Genomic DNA, 16,709 nt, shown 5'->3' with positions numbered 1-16,709 from the left:
CTCCTTTTTTAAGTTTTTGGTCTTTTAACAACCAAATCTTAAAATATTCATGTTTAAAATACAAATATTATTCGTCACAAATTAGCAAAAATGTAAATAAAAAATGTAAATAAAAAAAGTAAATTCTTTTAAACCGCCGATTTTATGATCTAACATCCAACTTCCTACATTCAACTTCAAATTTCCAACTTTCTACTGCCTAACGAACCACCAACCACTAAAATTTACTGGATCCCCTCCGCTTCGCTTCGAGGATGACGCAATCTTCTTCCTTCCTACCGCCTACTATCAACGTGCAATTCTAATGGTAAAGTTGAAGCTGTGATTTGTATTGGTTTCCCAGTCGTCATCAATTTTGCCGTAGGAGTAGTTGAATGCGACGCCAAATCTCCAACGCGGGTTGAACCACCAGTCGTAACCGATTTCAGGCCGAATAAAAACGCTTGAAAATTCATGTAAATCATTTTTTTGCGAGGTGTAAATCAATCCGTCGTCGTAATCTTGCACCTTAATAATATCATAGCCGACGCCAAGCCCGAAATACAGTCCGTAAAGAGCGTTTTCTTTGTCTTGGAATGGATGAATTTCGGCTCCGATTCCCAAGAGTCCTTTCAGAATGACTGCATCCATTTTTCGTTCGTCGGAATCGCGTGCATTAGGGTCTTCGTAGTCGGCTTTCCCTAAGCCAATGCCCAAAGCTCCATAAACAGATACCAAGTTTGTAATGTGGCCGCCAAGTCTGAACTCGTTATAAAGTGAAATGCCGCTACATTTCAGTGCGACTTTATCATCCCAGTCGGTAACAAAGTCTTCTGAAGTCGTATAGTTCAGTGACAAATTTGCGGAAAAATAAAATCCACGGCGGACGTGATAAAATTCATCTGTTTGGAGTCTGGCTTTGAGATTGGCTTTTATTTCTGCTTTTATTTGTTTTGCTTTTTTAGCATTGAATCCCATGCTGCTATCAACGGCTGCGGCTTCAGGTATTTTTTGTTCGCTTTGCTGAACAAAAACTGAATCGGTTTTTCCTTCACCGGTTTGTCCATTTTCGACGTATGAACCCATATCCCATGCGTTTGCATACGATGCCAAAAGAATTGTTAAAAGCGAGGTCTCAAAAAGTTTTTTTGTCATAAGAGAAGTTATTCGCATATATAAATTATAGTAAACGTTATAAGCGTTGTCTCAATTAAAGTACCCGATGCCGGATGGTTCGACATGCTCACCACCTTAATTGGGTATGAAAAAATTTAATGTTGTTTAGTATAAGTTGTTTTGAGAGCTTCGCGGAATACTCGTGCGACTTCGTCCGGGTTGTCGCTCTTGAGCCAGCTGAGCGTTTCTGTGCCGCGGTAGCTCCAAGCGAAAATGTTCTTGATGCCTGCCGCACGGCTTTCTTCGACGGCGATGGCAAGGTCGTTTTCGCGGCCCGCTTCGATTTGGTACGCCTTGACCCACATTTGTACGGACTTGCCGTAACGGTTTGCGACTTCGACGAGTTTGTTTGCTGTTTCGCGGTATTTTTCACGAACCCATTCTTCGCTTGCTCCGCGTTCCCAGTACGGATCGCTTGCGATTTCGTCAACAGCGTCAAGGCTTGTGACGCGGCCCCAGTCGTCGAGCCCAGCAGGGAACCATGGCGGCAGCATGCAAACGCAGTTGCGCTTGCCACGCGCTTTGACATCCTTTGTCATTTCGTCCAGGAAGCCGATAAGGCTTTCTTCGCGGAACTGTTTTACGTCGTCTGTAAGTTCTGTGGGCATCTCGTATCCGTATTTTGTACGGAACGATTCGCGGCATTTTTCGCAGCGGCAACTCCAATTGCTGAGGCCACCTTTTTCAAAGTAAAAATGCGGCTCGTCCCAGAAAATCGTAGAAACGTCCGTGTCGCAAACGGTCGCAATCCACTTGTGCATGTATGCTCGGAATTCTGGATGGTTTGGGCATGCGGCGACTTTCGGTTTACCGTCTATTGCAACTTGACACATGTCGTGGTTTCGTGCGGTGAGTTCCGAATATGCTTCTCCGCCAAACACGCGGCCTACGCCCCACGGGTTCACATAAACGCTAAGTCCCATTGCGGCAGACTCGTTCACGATTTTTTTCATGGTGTCGTAATAATACTGCAAATCCTCTTCGCTCCACGTGTGGAGGACTGCATTGAATCCGGCTTCTTTTATTTGAGCAATATCAATAAGAGCGTGCTTCGGGGAGCGCACGCCAAAGTAGCTGACACCTTTAATCACGGTGAAAACCTTTTTTTATTAGTTTGTGGTTAGAATGGTTTGTAGCTTTTTTTGCCCGTCCACTTCGCCCATTGCGGACAACCGTTCTTGTGCAGAACGTCTTCAAGAGTCTTGCTCCATTCTTCTTCGCTCACGGGGCGGCGGATCCAGAAAATGCTGTCATCTTTGGAATCTTCGGGGAGCGGCATGTCGTCGGGGATGATTTCGATAATCCACGATTCGGGGATGGCGTTGTGGAGTTCCCTGCTGAAGGCGAGGTTTTTTGCGGTCGGGTGGTCGGCGTGGTCAAAAATGATGAGCGTCGGCGATTGACCGATGATGAGCGCAGATTCCAAAAGGCTCTGGGCACTTTCGATGGAATTGCAAGTATAGAGGGTGGAATCGTCCGCCATGTTGCCATGTTCCAACAGCCAGCGGAAAGTCCACTGGTTTAACTTGTCTAGGCTGCCAGGCGATGAAGGCGTTATGAAAAATATGTGTCCCACGCCTAAAGTATAGAAAGTTTATTGTTAAATTATTGGAAGAAAATTTGATTTGACTTGAAAAATTATGCATTTCCCTGATCTTCCCGAATTTAGGTTCGTAAACAAAATATTGGAGAATGTCGCGCCGTTAAGGGCTGAATCGCCTGCGTACCGCAGTTGGCTGTCTGCTGGGGACGACTGTGCCATCTTTGATGGCTGGCTTGCGACAAAGGATCTCTCGGTCGAGAATACGCATTTCCGGTTGGATTGGTCCAGTCCAGAACAGGCGGTCGAGAAGCATATTGTGTCCAACGTATCGGACATATCCTCGATGGGCGGTCGCCCCAAGATTGCTTTGTTCGGACTTTGCGTCAACAAAAAATGGGACGAAAATACTCGCGACCGAATTGCAAAAGCTGTATCGCAAGGCTTTGAGAGAAGAGAAATTACGTTGATTGGCGGTGATACCGTTTCGGGCGATGTCGGTATGTTTTCGACAACTCTTTTGGGAACGTTGGATGATAAGACCGCACTCCTTCGCAGTAGCGCAAAACCGGGGGAACATGTTTTTGTAAGCGGGACTCTTGGAAAATCCGATGCCGGTCTTTGGCTTTTGATGAACCACCCCGAAGAGGCAACGCGGTTCCCTCGGCTAGTGGAATATCACCTTGCACCGAAAATTTGCGAAGACATGGGCGTGCGATTGGTGAAATTTGGTGTGCAGGGTGCATGCATGGACATTAGCGACGGTCTTAGTTCCGAAGCGAACCATTTGGCGCTCTCGTCGGGCGTTTCCATTGAAATTGACGAAGAAAAACTGCCGATTGACCCAGATGTTATAGAAATGTGTGAGTATTTTGGGCTTTCGCCCCTAAAATTTGCGCTAAATGGCGGTGAAGAATATGTTTTATTGTTCACTTCTAATCTTACAGAAAGTATATTTTTAGGTGAAAAGTCCCTAACGGACAGAATACACGAAATTGGATCTGTGTGTTCGGGAAGAGGTGTTATTTTAAGGAAACCTGACGGCGGAAGGATTACTCTAAACGCTCAGGCGTGGTCGCATTTATGAAGGATTCAAGCAGTTTAGGACAGTTGCTGGTTCGCGTTAACCTGATTAACGAAGACCAGCTGAGGTATGCAGAAGAAGAAGTCAAGTACCAAGCGCAGTTGGGCAAGAGGGTTACTCTCGCTCAGATTCTTATTAGGGCCGGGATGGTCAAGCAAGAGGCGCTTACGGACATTCTTGGTGTCCAGATGCAGAGCGTCACCAAGAAGCGTATCGGTGAAATGCTTTTGGATCAGGGCTTTATCACGCAAGATCAGCTAAACGAGGCTCTGGAAAAGCAAAAAACTTCGGGCGGTAAGCGTCTAGGACGCGTACTTGTTGATTTGAAGTTCATTGACGAAAAGAAACTGACCGACATTCTTTGCTGCCAGTTCGAAGTTCCCTATGTCAAACTGGATGCCATCCGCTTGGACGAAAAGGTCTATGAATTTCTTTCGGAAGACCAGTGCAAGACGAATAAGATTGCTCCGCTTTATGTGACGAAGGATTCGCGTCAGGCACTTGTGGTCGCCATGGCGGACCCGACGAACGTGCGTCTCAGGGACTCCATCAAGTTCAAAGTCAAGCGGCCTGTCGATGTAGTCATGGCGTCCGAGCAGGATATCAAGAAAACTCTTGATACGCTTTATGCAAACAGCGGACCTGCCGAAGAATCTCTTGCCGAACTTATCGGTGATAGCAAGGATGGCGATGAACTTGAAACCGTCGAACGCGGTCAGGGGGCGAGTGACGAACCGGAACTGACGGACGAAGAAGGCCGCGCAGTGGTGAAGATCGTGACGACGCTGATTCACGAAGCTATTGCTCGCCATGCATCTGATATTCACCTTGAACCGCAGGAAACCTTCCTGAAACTGCGTTACCGTATTGACGGTGACCTGCAGGTGATGTCTCCGATTCCGGCACGTTTGATGCCGCAGATTCTTTCGCGTATTAAGCTCCTTTCCAAGATGGATATTGCCGAAAAACGTAAACCGTTGGACGGCCGCTTTACCGTGCGTTACAAGGGTAGCGAAGTGGACCTTCGTGTGAGCTCGTTCCCGATTTCTCTGCGTAAGCGCGGCGTTTGCGAAAAAATCGTTATGCGTATTTTGGACCCGAACTCGGGTCAGTTCCCGCTGAAGGACATGGGCTTCGACCCGCGTGTGCTCAAGCAGTTCATTGATGCGATTAACGCTCCTAACGGCATTGTGCTGGTGACCGGGCCTACCGGTTCTGGTAAATCTACGACGCTTTATGCTTCTATTCGTGAAATTTTGGATTCGACCATCAACATCTCGACGATGGAAGACCCGGTGGAATTGAATATTGACGGTGTGAATCAAGGACAAATTAACAATGCCGCAGGCTTTACGTTCGCGGCGGGCATTCGTGCCTACTCCGTCAGGACCCGGACGTGATCATGATCGGTGAAATGCGTGACCAAGAAACCTCGACAATGGCTATCGAAGCTGCTTTGACGGGTCACTTGGTCTTCAGTACCTTGCATACAAACGACGCTGCCGGTGCTTTCCCTCGTTTGCTTGAAATGGGATTGGAACCCTTCCTTGTTTCTACGGCAATTAAGGGTGTCTTGGCCCAACGTCTTGTGCGCCGCATTTGCAAAAACTGCAAGGAGCCGGTCGAAATTTCGCAGGAACTTCGCGACGAACTTCACTTGTCTCCAGATATGCAGTTCTATCATGGAAAGGGCTGCGAAAAATGCGATGGGTCGGGCTTCAAGGGGCGTTGTGGTATTTACGAATTCCTCGTGCCGAATGAACCTGTGCGTAATCTTGTGATTAAGCGTGCCTCCGGTGACGAAATCAAGCGCGAGGCCATCAAGTCTTGCGAAATGATTACGCTCCGTATGGACGGAATCAACAAGGCATTGCAAGGACACACGACTCTGGAACAAGCTGTCGGTGCATCTACTGCAGATGATTAGTGAACGTTAAACAGTAGGTTGTCAACAGAATTGCATTAAAAAATGCGATATCACATTCCAAGCCCGCTTTTGGCGGGCTTTTGATTTATTCTCGACATCGTTGGATTTCATGTTGCCCATAGACCTTTAAAAACTCATTTTTTAATTACTCTTATTTCTTATACGTTCTCTAACGGTTAAAAAAGAATATATTCATTCTTATACCGCGAGGGAAAATTAGCGGATTGGAGTGACTATGAATGGATGGGCGTTAGGGCGTGCATCTTGTGCTGCGTTGGGTGTTTTGGCTTTTGCCGTTAACGCCGATGCTGTAACGTGGAAGCCGGTGTGCGAGACGAACGGGCATACGCTTGTTCTTGCGTCGGAGCATTTTGAAATTTGCCGGAAGGCGAAATACGATGACGGCACGACGAACAATGTCGGCGTTTATCGGGACGAGGCTCAAAAAGGACTCGATATCCTTGAAGATATTTTCGTGTTTTATCACGATTCCTTGAAATGGTCGCTTCCGCAGCCGGGTGATGCTGAAAACAAACTCAAAATAGCTGTTTATGTTTTTGAAGACGAGCGGATGGGCGCTCTTTACGGCGGGGACAACGGTGAAGCTTGTTGCGACGCGGGCTGTTCGCCGGGAATTTGGCTGGGCAAGGGGTCTCTGGGCGACCGTTCGGGGCTTGCTCACGAATACGCTCACGGCATGCAGAGCCTTGTCGGCTGGATGGGCAACAATAGCCATACGGGGTGGATTTGCGAATCCCATGCGAACTGGATGGCACATCAGTATCTCCCGAACGAGATTCCCGGCTGTGCTGAATATTTAATCAATTTTCCTTATCTGTATTACGGTTCGACGCGTGACCGCTATTGCAACTGGCATATTCTGGAACATTTGAAGGAAGAATTCGGCGGCGGAAATAAAGGAACTCGTGAAGTGAACCGCATTTGGACGGAATCGCTCCATGATGGCGAAGCGGGGCGTATGGAACAAACTCCGTTTTCGGCGATGATGATGGTTTATGGCTGGTCGCTTGATGATTTGAATGAAAAATTTGGGCAATTGGCGATGAAGCATGCGACGATTGAATACGAACCTGCAAAGAAGAATTTGTATAAAAAGGCGTGGGGCGATTATGAATTTTCGACGCGCCGTAGCGTGGGGCCGGGTTATCATTACAGCAGCCATGGCCGCGTGACGATGATGAACAAGATGGCGTGCGAGGGCGAAAATTGCGTGGATCGTTACATCTCGCCGAGTTACTGGGCTCCGCAGCGCTTGGGGTATAACTTGGTGCGAATTTATCCTGAAAAAGCGGGGAAGGTGACTGTCAAGTTCCGCGGCATTGTGCAGGAAAAGCCTGCGGTCAAGGGCTATGCGTGCTTTGGCGATAATACCGATTATTACATGGGCAAGACTTACAAGTGGTGCAATTACGCTCCTGATGTTTTGCCGGATCCGCATTCGGGCTGGACGGTTGGCCTTGTGGCAGAAGGTGCGGACGGCACGCCGCGTTACAGCGAAATGAAGCACGGCACGGGATTCAATTTGGAAATTGAGACTAAGGATAGCGATAAGGCTTTGTGGCTTGCGGTGACGGCGACTCCGACGGAAATGCAGACGATTTTGTGGGACCAGTTCTATTACAGCATTGTGCGTTATCCGTACATGATTGAGGTTGTGAACGGAAAGCCGGAAGGGTATAATGATGGATTTTGGAAGCCAGCGAATGCAAGCGGCTATAGCAAGCATAGCAATGGCGGCGGGCTCGTGAGCAGCAAGGCGAAGGTGGCAGCTACGGCTTACGTGGGGCCGGATGCTGTGGTGAACGGTGGTACGGTTTCGGGCAATGCCCGCATCGAAGATTTTGCGGTCGTGAATGGCGGCACTGTTAGCGGTAATGCTGTTTTACGCGGGCGTGCATTCATGAGCGGCGGGAGTGTGGGGGATGATGCCGTGCTCGAAGAAGATGCTTGGCTTGTGAGCGGCACGGTTAGTGGCAAGGCGAAGGTCGGTGCGCTTTCAGTGATTCTTGAGAGTACAGTCAAGGACAATGCTCAAATTTATGGTGTCATGTGGCCGGTTGAATACAAAGTTATTAGCGGTACGGCTCAGTTGCGTGGAGACCTTGAGAACAGCTTTTCGAAAGAGATTTCGAAGGGTGTGTTTTATGGTATGATTGATGATGGTATGCTGAACAATGCTAATTATGGAGCGAATTTGACGGCTCCGCCGACGGATGCGACGGCGAGCATCGAGAACGCGAAATGGTATGCTGTGGCGGATGATTCGTCGGCAACGGATCCGGGAGAGCGTACGTCTATTGCGATGAAACCGTTGTTGAAGCAGTCTGTTGCAAATGAAGTGTATGGCGTTTACGGAGTGAACGGCAAGTTGCTTGGAATGGTGAATGTTATGGCTTCTGATGTTTCGTCGCTGAGGGCGGCGCTCCGCAATGACGGATTCAAGGCGGGAATGTATTTTGTACGAAGCAACCGCAGTCGCAACATGATCCGCGTGAATGTGCGGTAATTCATTGGATCCTATCGCCTTCGGCTCCAGAATGACAGGCTTCAGTATCGTGTAAGCTGGCCCCGGCCCTTCGACTAGCTCAGGGACCTTGGTCTGGGGTGACAAATTGGGCGGCTTTGCCACCCTTCTTGTCTCTATTCTTTCGTCTTTTTAGTGGAGTCGTTTTTGCTTTTTTGTAAAGACTTGACGGCAGCGTCTTTGGCGGCGATGGCCGCATCTTTTGCTTTTGCGGCAGTTTCGCTAACTTTATCTGAAACTTTGGTCGCAGTTTCTTTTGCAACGCTCTTGAGGGAATCGGCGGCTTCTTCGGAACCTTTTGCTTTATCTGTAATCGTCTTCGTAAGCTCGCTTGCTTTTTCTTTCGCCATCTTGCGGAGGTTCACTTCATCAGAGGAATAACCGAATTTTTCGAGGGATGATTTGTAAATACTGTAAGCGATTGCGTTGTCCCTCATGTCCTTGAGGTTCCCTTGTACGGGGAGCAGGTGTAAGATGAAGAGTAAAACGAAACATACAAGTGTTGCTTTGACTAGTCCGAACAGAGCTCCTAGAATGTGATTCGTCTTTCCGACAATTGTATTTTTGATGGAATCTCCGACAATATGTCCGATAAACGAAAACAGCAAAAACGGAATCAAGAAGCCTACGCTGATACAGATAAGACGTGCGGTAAATTCGCTAAATTCAAAATTTTGCATGACAAAATAGCAGAAAAGACTTTGAGAAAAGTAAGCTCCTGCTATTGCTGCAACCCATGCGCACAGTCTAAAAATACTGCCTAAAAGACCGCGCCATAAACCTATGACGCCAAATATAAGCAGGCATGCAGCACATGCGATGTCAATCCAATTCATTGGACTTATCCTTTTAGATCGCAAACTGGATAGCGACGAACGCTATCGTGGCGACCATCATTCCAAGTAAAAATCCTATTCCATACTTAAATGTAGTTTTTTGCGGCTTAGGAGATATGATGGAATCTATAGCTTGGTCTTCATTTACCGTATCCGCCCATTCTGCGATATAGGGAGTCATGTCGCGGGGGTATTCGCTCAGGAGGTCCGCGAGTTCGTTGGCCGCGTCGCATGCCGAGGAGGGGCGTTTGCTAGCCCGCTTGTTGAGGAGCTTCAGCACGAACTTGCGGAGTGGCTTCGGAACATCGTCCGGGAACACTTCCGGCTTGAATTTCATCTTGAGGATGTTTTCGCGAGTTTCTTCGAAATCCTTGCCGCGGAAGAGGTTTTCGCCGATGAGCATTTCGCAGGCGATAATGCCTACGCTAAAGAGGTCGCTTGCGTAATTGACTTTTTCGCCCATGATTTGTTCTGGGCTCATGTAGGCGGCGGTGCCGATGATGCAGCCGGTCTGCGTGAGTTCCTTGCCGATGTCGAGCGGCGTTTCGGTGTGGGCGATGCCAAAGTCCAAGAGTCGCACACGTCCGTCCTTGTCGATCATCATGTTCGCGGGTTTTAAATCGCGATGCGTGACGCCGTTGCGGTGGGCGTGGCTTAACGCGTTCAGCAACTCGTAGAGAATCGTTTCGACAACCCAGATGGGCGGTCGCTTGTTCCGCAGTAGCAAATCCTTGAGGCTGGAACCTTGAACGTACTCCATCGACATCGTGTAGTTGCCGTCGCTGTCTTTCCAGAGGGCGTAGGGCTGGATGATGCTCGGATGGTTCAGGTGGGCGAGGATGCTCCCTTCTTGCAAGAACCTTTTGATGTAAAGATCTTGCTGGTTCAAGTTCGAATGGAGCCTTTTGGCGACAACGAGCCTGTCAAGAGACGGGTCTCTGCAAAGCCACAGGCTGCCCATGGCTCCGCTGTTCAAAGCTTGTATCGGTTTGTATCCGCCAATCTTGGACGGAAGCTGATCCTTGACTTTCTTTTTGGACTGTGTTGCCTTGACTTCTTCCATGCATCCCATTATAGAAAAAGATTTACTTCTTGTCGCTCAGATAAATGCTTTGGTGCTTTGTCTTCGGGTCTTGATTCGGGTAATCCAGAATGTAGTGGAGTCCGCGGGATTCCTTGCGACGCAGAGCCGCGATGAGAATCATCTTGGAAACTTGGAGCGCGTTCAAGAATTCGAGGAAATGCAAGTTCTCTGTTTCTTTGTTCTTGATGGCGGCATCGACATCTTTCTGGAGTTCGTCAATGACCTTGAGACCTTGGTTGAGCCCTGCTGTGGTGCGGACAATGCCGCAATGTGTCCACATCATGTCCTGGAGCATTTTCTTGCGTTTGCGCCAGTAGGCGGCCTTGGCGAAGCTGACGTTTTCTTTCTTTTGTTTAGGAACGCTTAGTTTATCTTTGGTAAGTCCGCTCTTGTCGATGTCATCGACGGCGCGGATGGCGAACACGACGCTTTCCAAGAGCGAGTTCGAGGCGAGGCGATTTGCTCCGTGAACGCCTGTTGCAGCGACTTCGCCGCAAGCATAGAGGCCCTTGATTTCAGTGCGGGACCACGTATCCACAAGAACGCCTCCGCACATGTAGTGGGCTGCCGGTACGACCGGAATCCATTCCTTGGTGATGTCGATACCTGCGTCCATGCATTTAGAATAAATGTGCGGGAAGTGACTCATGATGTCTTTGGGGGTACGGCCAGAGAGGTCAATGAACATATGGTCCTTGCCGAGGCGCTGCATTTCGCTATGGATGGCGCGAGCCACGATGTCGCGGGGGGCCAGCGAGTGGAGCGGGTGCACTTGGTTCATGAATTCTTCGCCCTTGTCGTTCTTGAGGATGCCGCCAAAGCCGCGAACGGCTTCGGAGATGAGGAACGGCTTCTTGAAGCTGGGTGCATACAAACTTGTGGGGTGGAACTGCATGAATTCGATGTCTTGGAGGGCGGCCCCTGCACGGGCGGCAATCGCCATGCCGTCGCCGCAGCTGTCGGGCGGGCAAACGGTGTATTGCCAGATGCGGCCTGCGCCGCCTGTCGAGAGAATCGTCGCTTTCGCATAAATGCTTTCGACTTCGCCAGTCTTCTGGTGGATGATTTTTGCACCGACGCAACGCTTGGCTTTGCCTTCGCCTTCGCAAATCAAGTCCTTGATGTAGCAGTTTTCGAGGTAGTCGATTTTCTTTTGTTTGTGGAGCTCGCAGAGGAGAGCGCGCATGATTTCTTTGCCGGTGAGGTCTGCGGCATGCAGAATGCGGTGGTGACTGTGTCCGCCTTCGAGGTGGAGGTCAAACTGCGTCTTGTCTTCGGGCGACGGTGTGAACTGGACACCCCACTTGACGAGCTGCTTGATGGTGGCTGGTCCGCTCTTCGTCAAAATATTAACGGGTTCTTTTTTGCAGAGGCCAGCGCCTGCTTCGAGCGTGTCTGTAATGTGGAACTCGAACTTGTCGGACTTTTCGGTGACGGTCGCGATGCCACCTTGAGCGTAGTTCGATGAGCCGTCCGGCTTTGCTCCTTTGGTTAAAATTACAACGTGAAAACCTTTTTCTGCGGCGTGGAGGGCGGCGCTTAATCCAGAAATGCCTGCGCCCAAAACCAAAATATCGTACATGGTAGAACTCCAAAAGGAATTTGTATTTTTATATCCCATAAATAGAAAAATTAAGGTTTTTCGGCATTATATTTGCTCTTGATTGCGATAAAATAAAATGCAATAATTTTTTTTTGCTATTTTTCACGCGACAAAAATTTTAACGGAGTAGTCCCTATGTTAACGTGGATTAATGAAAAAGCCAAGTGGGTAATTGTGATCTTTGCTGCAGGTATCGCCATCGGTCTTTTGGCCATGGACCGTGTTCCGAACCAAGGACATAGCTATCCTGTCGGCATCGTCAATGACACCAAGATTTCTTATGTGCAATTTGATGCTCGCATCAAGGAAATCGTGCAAAAACGTCAAGACCAGCACTTGGACGATGAACAGTACGCCCAGCTCCGCAGTCAGGTGTTTTCTAGTTTCGTTCGTCAGGCACTCTTTGCCGAACAGTACGAAAAGGCCGAACTGAGAGCCTCGGTTGCAGAACTTAAGGACGCTTTCAAGCGTAATTCCGATGCCGTTCGTGCTCGCTTGGTCCAAGAAGCTCAGTACCGTCTGTATGCCATCCAGCAGCAGGCGACCTCTCAAGAGGACTTGATGCAGCGTTCTCAGGCATACATCGCCTCTTTGCCGAAATTCCTTACGGATACGACTTTCAACAAGGCCGATTACGATGCTTGGATTGAAACGCCGGCAGCTTTCAAGTGGAGCGAAATGCTCCGTCTCGAAGATGAAATGAAGAACAACGCCATTCCGGCTCGCCAACTTCAGGCTTTGGTCGGAGCATCTGTTCATCCGACTTCTCTTGAAGCAAAGTGGAGCGTCGAACGTCGCATGACGGATTACGAACTGCAGGTGGCGGTTGCCCCGAATTCTGCATTTGTTGTGGATAGCAATTCCGTGGATAGCGTGATGGTTGCTGCTTATTTCAAGGCTCACGCTCTTGATAGCTTCTTTGTGCAGAAGGACGTTGCTCAGTTCCAGTACATTGCTCTCCCAGTTGAAGCAACGGCTGCCGATGATGCAAGCATCCGCGAATATGCTATGACGCTTTATTATCAGCTTACGGATTCCACCTCGACGACCACTTTCGAAGACATGGCTCGCGTTTCTTCTGAAGACCAGGGCAGTGCCGAAAAGGGTGGCGTTTTGAGCGAAGACTTCGTTGGCCGTGGCACTTATGTGAAACCGTTCGAAGATGCTGCTTTTGCTCTTGACTCTGGCAAGATTTCTGAACCGGTCCGTTCTCAGTTCGGTTACCACATCATCAAGTCTTACGGCAACGTGAAGAATGATAAGGGTGAAGTTGAAAAGGTCAAGGTCGGCCACATTCTCCTCACGGTGACGGCTTCTTCCAATACGATTGATAGCCTCGAAAAGATTCTTAACGGCATCAAGAAGAATGTCGATGCCGGCGCTGATTTGGTCACAGAAGCTAAGTCTCGCGGTCTCGAAGTCAAGGTTTCCGAATGGGTTCCGCGTGATGGCAACATCGCTTCTATCGGTTACATCCGTGGCTTGGCCGCATTCGCATGGCCGAACGAAAACCTCCCGGATGAAGATAGCGAAATTTCTAACGTGCTCAAGAACAATAAGTGGGTTGCCATTGCAAAGAAGGTTGGTTCTTATAAGGCTGGCGAACGTAGCCTCCCGCTCTACTACAACGAAATTAAGGAAGCCCTCCTCAAGCAGAAGGCTGGCAAGGCTGCCGAAATCTACTTGAATTCTGTCGCTGCCCAGGTGAAATCTTACAACCCGGCTGATACAGCGGCTGCAAAGATTGAAAAGGTCGAAATCGAATCCAAGAACGCATCTGTCGATGGCTTTGTTCCGGGATTCGGCTACAGCAATCCGCAGGTCGCAAAGGTTGTGGGCAAGGCCAAGGCTGGCGAATGGACCGCTCCGGTCGTTGCCGAAAACGGTGCCGTGATGGTCAAGGTCATCTCCAAGAAGACTCCGAAGGTTGAAGAAGTCGAAGAAGCAATCAAGCAGGATATCGAAAACACGAATCGCTTTGCCGCGATGACGGTCTTCAACGACTATGTGACGAATATCGAAGCTGCAACGCTTGTCAAGAGTAACCTCGATCTCTACTATAGGGATTAAAGCGGGCGAGGGAACGCCTCTCGCTTTTCGCTTGATGCGGTTCATTAGTAGCGCTTGAAAAGGTCAACAAATAAATTCTCAATTAAAGCTATTTATTGGTTGACGGATGCAATTAAAATTGCTATAATGTGCCGCGCTTGCCCCCATCGTCTAGTGGCCTAGGACTCGGGATTCTCATTCCCGCAACAGCGGTTCGAGTCCGCTTGGGGGTATAAAAACGACCAACCGAAGGGTTGGCCGTTTTTACTTTCCGCCCCAGGGGTACTAAAAATGACCAACAATAAGTTGGTCATTTTTATTTTCCGCTTCAGGGGTACTAAAAAAGTTCAACCGGAAGGTTGGACTTTTTTTTCCGCTGTTTGCTGTCTTCCCGGCCATGTTCCGGAATCGTATTCCCTTACGAATCACTTTATCAGCCTCTCTGCATACAGAATAAACAAAAAGAAACCCCGGCAAGTTGGCCGGGGCGTAACTGTAATGAGTTCAGTTTCTATTACTTGAACGTGCTCGTGAGGCGGAAGGCGAGGCCGAGGTCGCTCATTTCGTTGCCACTGTAGAGGCTGAACTGGAGCTTGGATTGGCCTATCTTCTTAGCCCATGCGAGAGTCCATGCCCAATCGTCCATTTTCTTTTTACTGTCATGGACTTCCTGGCGGTCGCCGATGCGTTCCCATTCAAGATAAAGGTTGCTCATGAGGATGCTCATCACGCCGTCTTTCGGGGAGAATTCTGCACCGAAGTAGAACGGGTTGTAGTGCTTGCCGGGTTTCATGTACTTGGATTCAGGGGCGAGGTAATTGGGAGCGGTTTTTTCAATTTTTTCGTCCGTGGTGCCGATGTGCGCATATTCGCCGTAGATACGGAATTCAGGAACAATCTTGTAGCTGAGGTATGCGGCCACGCGATGCGTTACTGCTGCGGTGTTCTGTATCGGGTCGAATGCGTTCACGCGGTAGGCAATCTTTGCTTCGAGCGGGAATTCGAACTTCAGGTCTTCTTCGATGCGGATGTAGCCGGAGTTCATCTTGTTGTCGCGGGTGGCGAGCATGGCGCTGAACTGAGAAACGCCGGTTTTCCATCCGAGTTCGAGAGCGTTGTGGGCGTAGTCACGCATCCAAAGGCCGCGTCCGGTGAGGTCCTTGTCGATGTATGTACCGAAGTGGGTGGATTGCGACCAGTCGGTTTTCCAGTGACCGATTTTGAGGTTGAGCTTGTTGTTTTCGTTCAGAGACCATTTGTAGTTGACCCAGTAGAGGTCGGCGAGAATCTTGTCGTAGCTTGTGGTCTTGCCGTCGCCGTCCTTAATCTTGTTGCCGAACTGCGGGGCGAAAATGCGCAACATGACGAGTCCGTCGATGCTTTCGCTCTTGTACTGTGCTCCGATGTTGGCGCGGATCCAGAGCGAGCTGAAGTTGGAACTGTCGTCGGCTATCATCTTGGTGGCTTGGGTCTGGACGTTGGCCTTGAGGCCGATTTCTGCATCTGCGGCAAATGCGGTTGTAGCCATGCCGGCTACTAAAAGTGCGCTTGCGATTTTCTTGAAGTTCATAAACACTCCCTATAAGGATTTCGTGCGCAAATTTAGAAATTTCATGATTTTTTTAAAGATTATTTGAAACTTGCTTGTTCAATTTTTATTTTTTGCACGCAATTTTTATAACCAGTTGGAGTACAAGAATGAAAATTTCCCGCATTGCTCTCTCGGCTTTAGTGGCGACTTCTTTTGCCGTTGCCGGTAATCTCGCACCGAACAAGACTCACGCTGTTTTGAACGTGACTTATACGAATAACGATGATGTTCCGCATGTCAATAAAAAGCTCACGTTCGTGGGGCAGAACAAGGGAAAGAAGATTGTGATTACGACGGATGGCTATGGCGAGGCGAGCTTCCATATTCCGCGTGAAGATACCTACACGATTATGTGCGAAAGTTTGACGGGTCCGTTCGAATGCGGTGAAACGCCGTATGTGTCCCGCACGGCAAGCACGGGCGGCATCACGGTCGTGTTTGACGATACGCGTTCGGAATTGACGGGTGTTTTGTTCAAGGCCGGGAGCGCCGAACTCGTCCCGAGTTCCTTGAAGACTTTGAAGGCTGCGATTGCTGGCCTCAAGCGCAACCCGAAGGCGAAGGTCGAAGTGGAAGGCCACACGAGCAGCGAAGGCGGTGCCGAGCTGAACCAGCAGCTTTCCGAAGACCGCGCAAACAGCGTCCGCGACTACATGATCGAAAATGGCATCGAAGCAGATCGCGTGACGGCAGTGGGCTATGGTCCGAGCCGCCCGAAGGGTGACAATTCGACGGAGTCTGGCCGCCGTGCCAACCGCCGCATCGAAATCCGCGTGCTGAACGCCGACGAAGTGAATTTCTAAAATTCAGGATGCGCGGACGTTGATCCGCATGAATTTTGAAAATGAAAAAAGCCGCAAAAATGCGGCTTTCTTTATAGAGTTTTCTTTCGCGTCAGTCTTCCCCGACCTGCGATGCTCTGAACTTGATTGGTTTGGTTCGGCAGGCTCACCAACCTTATGTCGAAGTGTTCGGGGATCTCCTTTTATTGATTAAACCGCCCGGATTCCTTCGTCCGAAATTTCGATTTTGCCTTCGCGGAAAAGCGTGCCGATGATTTTCTTGAACGTCTTTTTGGACATGCCGAATTCGCGACGGATGGTTTCGGGGTCGGTGTGGTCGCCGTAGGGGAGGAATCCGCCTGCGGTTTCGAGCTTTTGCATGATGGCGTTGGGGCTTTCGCTCTTCATCATGCCCTTGTAGCCGATCGGCGTCAAGTTGAGCGTGATTTTGCCGTCGCTCGTGAAACGCTGGATGAATCCGGGCATCGTATCGCCAATGTAGATGCGTTCCAT

At 49.4% G+C, this 16,709-nt stretch carries 11 protein-coding genes, 1 tRNA gene and 2 pseudogenes; 6 read left to right on the top strand and 8 right to left on the bottom strand.

Annotated elements, in window-relative coordinates:
* Nucleotides 1–288: 288 nt before the first annotated feature.
* The 3 genes from IKG78_RS06055 to IKG78_RS06045 form a co-directional block, all read right to left on the bottom strand.
* The gene (locus IKG78_RS06055; RefSeq protein ID WP_290940934.1) at nucleotides 289–1,134 is read right to left on the bottom strand and encodes a hypothetical protein; all 846 of its coding nucleotides are present in this window, start codon (nucleotides 1,132–1,134) and stop codon (nucleotides 289–291) included.
* Between the two features lie 116 nt (nucleotides 1,135–1,250).
* Nucleotides 1,251–2,246, bottom strand: a complete 996-nt coding sequence (locus IKG78_RS06050) for a hypothetical protein (protein WP_290940929.1) — start codon at nucleotides 2,244–2,246, stop codon at nucleotides 1,251–1,253.
* A 29-nt stretch (nucleotides 2,247–2,275) separates the two neighbouring features.
* The gene (locus IKG78_RS06045; protein ID WP_290940927.1) at nucleotides 2,276–2,731 is read right to left on the bottom strand and encodes a hypothetical protein; all 456 of its coding nucleotides are present in this window, start codon (nucleotides 2,729–2,731) and stop codon (nucleotides 2,276–2,278) included.
* A gap of 64 nt (nucleotides 2,732–2,795) precedes the next feature.
* Here IKG78_RS06045 and thiL point away from each other — a divergent pair, with 64 nt between their 5' ends.
* The 3 genes and pseudogenes from thiL (at nucleotide 2,796) to IKG78_RS06025 (ending at nucleotide 8,233) form a co-directional block, all read left to right on the top strand.
* On the top strand, nucleotides 2,796–3,782 hold the full coding sequence (thiL, locus tag IKG78_RS06040; RefSeq protein WP_290940924.1) for a thiamine-phosphate kinase: 987 nt from the start codon (nucleotides 2,796–2,798) through the stop codon (nucleotides 3,780–3,782).
* Nucleotides 3,779–5,706: pseudogene (locus IKG78_RS06035) on the top strand (GspE/PulE family protein). Before thiL ends, IKG78_RS06035 begins: the two are co-directional and overlap by 4 nt.
* A gap of 235 nt (nucleotides 5,707–5,941) precedes the next feature.
* Entirely contained in the window at nucleotides 5,942–8,233 is a 2,292-nt protein-coding gene (locus IKG78_RS06025) for a DUF6055 domain-containing protein (RefSeq protein ID WP_290940914.1), read from the top strand.
* 134 nt (nucleotides 8,234–8,367) lie between these two features.
* On the opposite strand, the gene IKG78_RS06020 is transcribed toward IKG78_RS06025, so the two are convergent.
* Genes IKG78_RS06020 through nadB form a run of 3 tightly spaced genes read right to left on the bottom strand, consistent with a single transcriptional unit; the run spans nucleotide 8,368 to nucleotide 11,753 of the window.
* Nucleotides 8,368–9,087, bottom strand: a complete 720-nt coding sequence (locus IKG78_RS06020; RefSeq protein WP_290940911.1) for a CvpA family protein — start codon at nucleotides 9,085–9,087, stop codon at nucleotides 8,368–8,370.
* A gap of 13 nt (nucleotides 9,088–9,100) precedes the next feature.
* Nucleotides 9,101–10,150, bottom strand: a complete 1,050-nt coding sequence (locus tag IKG78_RS06015; protein ID WP_290940908.1) for a serine/threonine-protein kinase — start codon at nucleotides 10,148–10,150, stop codon at nucleotides 9,101–9,103.
* Between the two features lie 22 nt (nucleotides 10,151–10,172).
* Complete coding sequence (gene nadB, locus IKG78_RS06010) at nucleotides 10,173–11,753, bottom strand: L-aspartate oxidase (protein WP_290940904.1); 1,581 nt, start codon at nucleotides 11,751–11,753, stop codon at nucleotides 10,173–10,175.
* Between the two features lie 156 nt (nucleotides 11,754–11,909).
* Between nadB and IKG78_RS06005 the strand changes: the two genes are divergently transcribed.
* Together IKG78_RS06005 and IKG78_RS06000 are read left to right on the top strand one after the other, a co-directional pair.
* Nucleotides 11,910–13,844: a peptidylprolyl isomerase gene (locus tag IKG78_RS06005; protein ID WP_290940901.1), complete on the top strand. Its 1,935-nt coding sequence runs from the start codon at nucleotides 11,910–11,912 to the stop codon at nucleotides 13,842–13,844.
* Between the two features lie 139 nt (nucleotides 13,845–13,983).
* Nucleotides 13,984–14,056, top strand: a tRNA-Glu gene (locus IKG78_RS06000).
* Between the two features lie 281 nt (nucleotides 14,057–14,337).
* Here IKG78_RS06000 and IKG78_RS05995 read toward each other — a convergent pair.
* Nucleotides 14,338–15,393, bottom strand: a complete 1,056-nt coding sequence (locus IKG78_RS05995) for a hypothetical protein (RefSeq protein ID WP_290940898.1) — start codon at nucleotides 15,391–15,393, stop codon at nucleotides 14,338–14,340.
* A gap of 128 nt (nucleotides 15,394–15,521) precedes the next feature.
* On the opposite strand from IKG78_RS05995, the gene IKG78_RS05990 reads away from it, so the two are divergent.
* Nucleotides 15,522–16,217 (top strand): OmpA family protein, encoded by a 696-nt coding sequence (locus IKG78_RS05990; protein WP_290940895.1) that lies wholly within the window; start codon nucleotides 15,522–15,524, stop codon nucleotides 16,215–16,217.
* A 189-nt stretch (nucleotides 16,218–16,406) separates the two neighbouring features.
* Here IKG78_RS05990 and IKG78_RS05985 read toward each other — a convergent pair.
* Nucleotides 16,407–16,709 (bottom strand): annotated as a pseudogene (locus tag IKG78_RS05985) (hypothetical protein); the annotation flags it as partial.

This window comes from Fibrobacter sp. (assembly GCF_017545445.1).
Classification (GTDB): domain Bacteria; phylum Fibrobacterota; class Fibrobacteria; order Fibrobacterales; family Fibrobacteraceae; genus Fibrobacter.
This window is presented reverse-complemented; position numbering and strand designations above follow the sequence as displayed.